Raw genomic sequence first — 7,579 nt, forward strand, 5'->3', positions numbered from 1 at the left:
TGCAAGGCAGGACTGTGCCCGGCGCGGACATCGCGCGCCGATCCGGGGGGCCTCGACAGGAACCGGTATGGCCATGAGAGCGCAGAAGGTTCTGGGGGGTGATCCTGAAAGCGGGCCTGCCGCTGGCGCGCGGCTCGGGCGCGTGGTGATCGTCAACGATGCAAGCACGGCCCGAGGCGGTGCAACCGGTCTTGCGATCCTGTCGGCGGAGCTTTTGACAGAGCGTGGGATTCTTGTGACGTTCATCGCTGGGGATGAGGGTGCAAACCCACGCTTGCGCGATCTCGGCGTTGAGATCGTGGCGCTTGGCGGCAAGGGGCTGGTGGTGGAGCAGCCGATTAAGGCGGCAGCGCGAGGGCTCTACAATGCTGCCGCGCGTGACATGCTGGCCGACTGGATTCTCCGGAACGATCAGCCGGATGTCGTCTACCATCTGCATGGGTGGTCGAAAATTCTCTCTCCGGCGGTGCTGGATGGATTGCGGCCAGTCGCGCCGCGGACGGTCATCCACGCGCATGACTTCTTCTTGGCCTGTCCGAACGGCGGGTTCATGGACTACCGGGCGGGCGCTCCTTGCGCGCGGGTGCCGCTGGGGCGCGCCTGTTTGGCGACGAATTGCGACAAGCGTTCCTATGGGCAGAAGCTGTGGCGGGTCGCGCGGCAGGGCATTCTGCGTCCGCGCCTGACTAAGACGCCTTGGGCGCGCGTGCTGATGATCCATGCGGGTATGGCGCCCTATCTGACGATGTCCGGGTTTCGTCCGGATGGTTTGGCGGCGCTCCCCAACCCATCCTCGGCGCTGGTGCCGGGGCGTGTGCGTGCAGAGCTCAATCGCGATTTTCTGTTCATCGGTCGGGTCGAAGCGGAGAAAGGCGTGGAGGAAGCTATCGAGGCGGCGTGTCTGGCTGGGGTTCAACTTCGGGTTATCGGTGACGGCCCGCTGCGCGAAACGCTCGCCGAACGTTCCCCAGACGTCGCGTTTTATGGCTGGATGTCGCGAGAAGAAATGCGCCCGATCGTTGCCGAAGCGCGCGCGCTGATCATGCCCTCACGCTACCCCGAACCTTTCGGACTTGTCGCGGCCGAAGCGTTGCGCAGCGGCTTGCCGGTCATTTTGATCGAAACGGCCTTGCTGAGCGAAGAGATTGTAAGGCATGGAATCGGGCGCAGATGCGCGGCGCGAAATCCGGAGGATTTGGCGGCGGCGATCGGCGCGCTGCGGGACATGCCTGCAAGCGCCGTCGCCGAGATGAGCCGACGGGCGAAGGAGAGGGTTGAACAGATTTCAACCTCGCCTGATGAATGGGCGGATATGCTTGTAGAGCACTACATGGAGGCACTCGGACAGGATTTCCGACGCAAATGAGCGCGTCAGGCTTTACTTTCGGGCAGCGAACTGGTGTCAATTTAGGCAACTCGCGCTCAATATTCGCCTTCGTCCGTAGCGTGCCCGGCTGCGCGCAGAGCTATTGCAGCATAGACGAGTGTGTCTGAAGTTGAATGGCAGTCTTATATTTTCGGTTTCAGTATATTCATGCGGCGGCAGATCGAGTTGTGGAGATGGTCGCGATTCTTGCGACCACAGATGCGCCTGTGAATGTCTGATGAGTAATTCATCAGGTCGGTAAGTCGCGTCGATAAGGTCTGCGTCAATTTAAGTATGGTGCCAATGTTAAAATGCACTTGCCACCGATATCTCCGGAGAATAGCATTCTATAGAATGTAGTCCTTCATTAGGCGGTGGCGGCGACATAATATTTTGGCGCTCGGGGAATCTTTCTTGGTCCCTAGATGCGTACATAAGACAAATGTAATGTCGCGTGTGAGTGATGTTGTTTATTTTATGACCTTCGGCATGTTTTGCTGAATTCCCAAAATTCCACAGTGAAATCAAAATATGCGCCTTCCTGTGTGGCTGGGTATCGCAGTTGGGATCCCATTTTTGATCCTCCATTTAAATCGGCGGTCCAAGACTTGCAAGGCATCGACGCTTGCAGGGGGTCTTGGTGGCTCTGGTCATTGGCAAAGCCAATTTTCATAAAGCAAATTTGCTCTGGAGATTTTTATGAACCCGGTGACATCTGGTCTCGTTCTCGAGCTTGAATCTGACGGTCTGTTCGGCCTGAATGGAACAACTGTGACATCCTGGGAAGATTCTTCGGGGAGCGGCAATACTGTGGTCGCTGCCGGCGATCCCGAGTTGCTCTACGGTCAGACGCCAACCGGTCAAGCGGCGGTGGAATTTGACGGTGACACGGACCTTCTGGAACGGCTTGACGCGACCGACCCTATCTCTGGGCTTTCCTCGGGGTCGGATGATCGCACGGTGTTTCTGGTCGTCGATTACGTTGATTCGGGCTCCGTCAGTGCAGGCTTCGCCTACGGCGACGACCAGGCGAACCAGACTTTTGGGCTCGTCGCGAACAAGAACGACGAACTGGTCGTTCAGGGCTATGGTGGCAGATCGGATTACAAGTCTGGGATCGATGGGGTTAGCGACGGCTTTCTCGTGCAGTCGGTTGTGCTGTCCGCCGATACACTGGCGCACTATCAGAATGGTACGCTGATCGACACGCAGACCCATACCTATGCCACCGATCTGCAGCGGATCGTTCTTGGCGCAGACATGAGTGGGAATGGCGAAGCCCAGATGCGGATTGCCGCGGTGCTGGTCTATGATCGGGCGCTGAGCGAGCCCGAGCGGGCGCAGGTCGAGAGCTACCTGCAGGAGAAATACATCTCAGGCCCGCAGATCCAGCCGCCGCTGGCAGTTGACGACAATGCTTCGACCGTTTTGGGCGCAGAGGTGATGATCGACGTCCTTGCTAATGACGTGGCCACTGAGGGTGATGCGTTCTCCATCACGAGTGTGAGCACGCCAGAGAACGGCACCGCCGAGATCGAGACGCACGACACGGCCGACCCCTCGGACGACCTGATCCGCTATCTTCCGGGGCCCGGTTTCGTCGGCACCGACAGCTTTACCTATAGTATCACGGATGACGACGGCACCAGCACGGCGACAGTCAGCGTGGTGGTTGACTATCCGCCCGGCGAGGCGCCGCCGGTCGCAACCGACGATACTGCCGCGACCAGTATAAATACGGCGGTGACAATCGACGTGCTTGCCAACGATGCCGACGCCGATGGTGAGGTCTTCACCATCACCGCTGTGGGGCCGGTGTTGAACGGCACGGCAGTGATCGACGATGCCGGCACCGCCGTGCCCAGCGATGACAAGATCGTCTACACGCCGGGCGCCGATTTCATTGGCACCGCCAGCTTCACCTATGAGATCACCGGCGATGATGGGACTGATACCGCAACGGTCCTGGTCGACGTAACTTTGCCGCTGGACTTGGTGGTGGCGACGGCTGTGGATGACAACGCTAGCACGTTGCATGACACCTCGGTGCTTATCGACGTCCTGGCCAACGACAGCGATCCAGCTGGCGAGAGCTTCTCCATAGTGGCGATCGGGAACGCTGCCAATGGCACGGCAGTGCTCCAGGATCAGGGGACGGCAGACCCCTCGGACGACCAAATTCTCTATACCCCGGTGAGTGGTTTCATCGGCGCCGATAGTTTCAACTACACCATTGCCGATGACGATGGCGAAAGCAGCGCGACAGTAAAGGTCACGGTCACCGATGACATTCCCGACGGGCCGCTTTCGCTGGACGGTTTCGTCAATGAGGAGTTCCTCACGCGGGACATGCTGGCCGAGGCCGATTTCCAGCCTATCTCGCTGGCGTTTCTGCCGGACAACCGCATGTTGCTGCTGTCCAAGACCGGCGTCATCCGCATTGTCGATCCGGAAACCGGCAACAACGAACTCTACATGACGCTCGACGCAGACACCAACGGCGAGCGCGGCCTGCTCGACATCACGCTGGACCCAGACTTCGAGAGCAACGGGTACTTCTATCTTTATTACACGCCCGCCGAACCGAAGCACGCAGTCATCGCGCGCTTCCAGCATCAGGAAAACTCTGGCGGCCTTTCGGCGCGCGGCGATGTATCCTCGGAATCCACCGTCTGGACGGATACGGACGGCTATCTGAAGTGCTGCCACTATGGTGGCGGGCTCGACTTTGGCCCGGACGGAAAGCTCTGGCTGACCGTCGCGGACAAGTTCCAGTCAAGTACGATCGGGGAAGGCAACGGTGACGACCGGATGCTCGACCTCAGCTCATCGACCGGCAAGATCATCCGCGTCAATTCCGATGGCACCATTCCCGACGGATCGGACGGATGGGCGGCGAACCCGTTTATCGACGGGCCCGGAGGCAATGACGACTCGATCTGGGCCTATGGTCTGCGCAACCCGTTCCGGGCGCGTTGGGATTTCGAATACGGCCAGATGTACATCGGGGAGGTTGGGGGCAACCAGCAGGACCTGGCACATGAGGACCTGCATACCACCAGCCTTGAACAAGCTGGCGCCTTCTATGGCTGGCCGTTCTACGAAGGCACAGAGAGCACATTCACCAGCGACGGCAGAACCGCCTACGATCCGGCTGATTTCCCGCTGCCCGACGACGATATCGCCAACGCGACCGAAGGGGACTATTACTCGGCTCCGATCTGGTCACTGCCGCATGATACGCTCACCAACTCTTTGACCGGCGGGGAAGTCTATCGCGGCGACATGTTCCCGGCGGAATGGGACGGGGTCTATTTTTACGGGAACTACACCAAGGACTATATCAACTACCTGATCCTCGATGAAACCGGCCTGAATGTCTTGGGGGACTATGAGTTCATGCCGTCGGAGGTCTTGGGCGACAAGCCGAACGACGTCGTGTCGATCAACGTCGGCGAGGACGGCGCGCTCTATTACGCGCGGGTCGCGAGCGGTGTTGTGGGCCGCATCGTCTACGAAGGCAGCAGCGTCAATGCAGCGCCGGTCATCGTCTCTTCCGGGGTCGACGCGGCGCAGGGCGCGCTGCCGTTCGAAGTGACGTTCACTGCGCTCGTGACCGACGCCGACGGCGATGCGATGACCTACCAGGTGAACTTTGGCGATGGTTCTGCTGCGGCGACCGGGGCCGTGGCAGCTGACGGAACGGTTTCGGTAACCCACACCTATTCTGTGGACGGGTTCTACGAGGTGTCCTTCTCGGTCTCTGACGGCGGTAAAACGGCGCTGGCCCAATCTGTTCAGGTTCAAGCTGGCGAGGTGAATCTGCCCCCCGAGATCACCGACGAAGTTTCCGATATCGTCATCGGCGATATCGGCACCGTAATCACTTACAGCGCGACCGTGACCGATCCGGAGGACGACACACTTACGTACACTTGGCATTTCGGCGATGGCAGCAGCGAAGCCGGTGTCGTGGGGGCCGATGGCACCGTGACCGCGACCCATGCCTTTGCCGCGGACGGCACCTACGGCGGCTATCTCGAAGTGGACGATGGCACACAAACGGTGCGCTCTGATGACATCTTCGTACAGATCGGCGAAGCGCAGGAGTTCCCGGTCGGCGCGGGGCTTGTGCTCTTGCTCGAGGCCGACATCAAGATCGGCGTCGGCGCAGGCAACACGGTGATATCCTGGCTGGATGGCTCGGGGCAGGGCAACAACCTCTTTGCGCAGGGCGATCCGCTGTTGGCGGACGCCCAGACCCCGACGGGTCAGCCGGCTATCGTTTTCGACGGAGACGGCGATCTTCTGGAACGGGTCGCGACGGAGAATTCGATCAACAACATGCCCTCCGGCTCCGAAGACAGGACTGTCTTCTTCGTGGTGGACTATGTCGCGCCGGAAAAGGTCAGCGCGGGCTTCGCCTTCGGTGACAACCAGGCAAACCAGACATTCGGTACGGTTGTCGGGCGCAACGGCAATCTGGGGATCCAAGGTTATGGCGGCAGTCAGGACCTCGGAACCGATGTCGACGGCGTGTCGGGCGGCTTCCTTGTTCAGTCGGCAATCGTTTCAGCGGATACCGTCTCGCACTTCCAGAACGGCACGTTGATCGACACGCAAGCCCACACCTACGCAACGGACCTGCAGAAGATCATTCTCGGGGCCGACATGAGCGGCAATGGCGAAGCAGAGATGAAGATCGCCGCGGTCATGGTCTATGACCGTGCGCTGAGCGAGGCGGAACGTCAGCTGGTCGAGTCCTTCCTCCAGGCCAAATACATCACCGCCGAGCCGGTGGCGACGGCTCCCTTGGCTGGCGACGACACGGATATCACCGTCGAACAGGGCGGCAGCGTGGTGATCGACGTGCTGGCAAACGACAGCGACGCCGATGGTGACGCCATCACGATCACCGCGGTCACCGCTGGCGCGCACGGAGCAACGGCAATCGATGACGGCGGCACACCTGACGATCCTGCCGACGACGTCATCGTCTATGCGGCCGATCCCGATTATGCGGGCGTTGATAGCTTTGAGTATACGATTGCCGACGACGACGGCGAGGATACGGCGACGGTTACCGTGACGGTGACCGCCCCCGCGGGCTCGAACCCGCCTGTCGCAGTGGATGACATCGTCGCGACAACTATGAATCTGGGCGTCTCGATTGACGTGATGGCCAATGATACGGAGATCGACGGCGATGCGGTGACGATCACCTCTCTGGGCACGGCGCAGCATGGGACGGTCGCGCTCGACGACAATGGTACACCAGATGATGCCACCGACGATTTGGTCTTCTACACGCCGAATCCAGACTACACCGGTTCCGACAGCTTCACCTATACGATCGCCGATGACGACGGCAGCTCGACGGGCACGGTTTCGGTGACGGTGCGGTCTGGTGCGTCCGGCGGTTTGGTCGAGACGGGACTTGTCGCCGCCTTCCAATCGGACGGGCAGGTTTCGACAATCTATGATCTGGTTATCGGGTGGATCGACGAGTCGGGGCTCGGCAATGACCTAGAGGCCGGAGGCGATCCCATGCTTGTCGCCGGGGCCACTCCGACCGGGGAGTCCGCCATTGTCTTCGATGGCGACGGCGATTTCCTTGAACGGCTCGACGCCGTCGACGCCCTCGGCGGCCTGCCGTCGGGGAGCGCCGACCGCTCGATGTTCTTTGTCGTCAACTACACCGGTACCAACCGAAAATCCGTGGGCTTCGCCTACGGCGATGGCGAGACCAACGAAACTTTTGGCCTCACGACCGACCGGCGGGCTCAGTCGCTTACGCTGCAGAGCTATGGTGGCGACGACTTCGACGCCGGGACCTCCGCCGATGGCTGGGCTGTTCAGTCGGTGGTGCTGTCGGACAACGTCTTCAATCACTACCTCGACGGCGATCTGATCGACACAGGCGTACATTCCTTTGCCACGGATCTGCATCGGATGGTTATCGGCGAGGAGATTGCCGGAGCGGCGACCAAGTCGATGGAAGTGGCCGCCGCCTTCATCTACAATGATGCGCTTTCCGAGACAGACCGTATGGCGATGGAGAGCTACCTGCAGCAGAAGTACATCGACGAAGGGTTCCTCTTCGCCTGATGAAACGGCAACAGCTGGACACCTCCGGAAACCACTGGCTGATTGATGATCATCGTGATTCACTGTCCGTAACGGGTGGAGGGGATCATGGCCAAGCAATCAGGG

At 60.1% G+C, this 7,579-nt stretch carries 2 protein-coding genes; both read left to right on the forward strand.

Annotated features, from left to right (window positions below; genetic code table 11):
• The first annotated feature begins 67 nt into the window (after positions 1-67).
• Entirely contained in the window at positions 68-1,366 is a 1,299-nt protein-coding gene (locus ACXAJT_RS26110; RefSeq protein WP_475241488.1) for a glycosyltransferase, read from the forward strand.
• 810 nt (positions 1,367-2,176) lie between these two features.
• Positions 2,177-7,474, forward strand: a complete 5,298-nt coding sequence (locus ACXAJT_RS26115; protein WP_475241490.1) for an Ig-like domain-containing protein — start codon at positions 2,177-2,179, stop codon at positions 7,472-7,474.
• Positions 7,475-7,579 lie beyond the last annotated feature (105 nt).

This window comes from Salipiger sp. ABF4_146 (assembly GCF_056161345.1).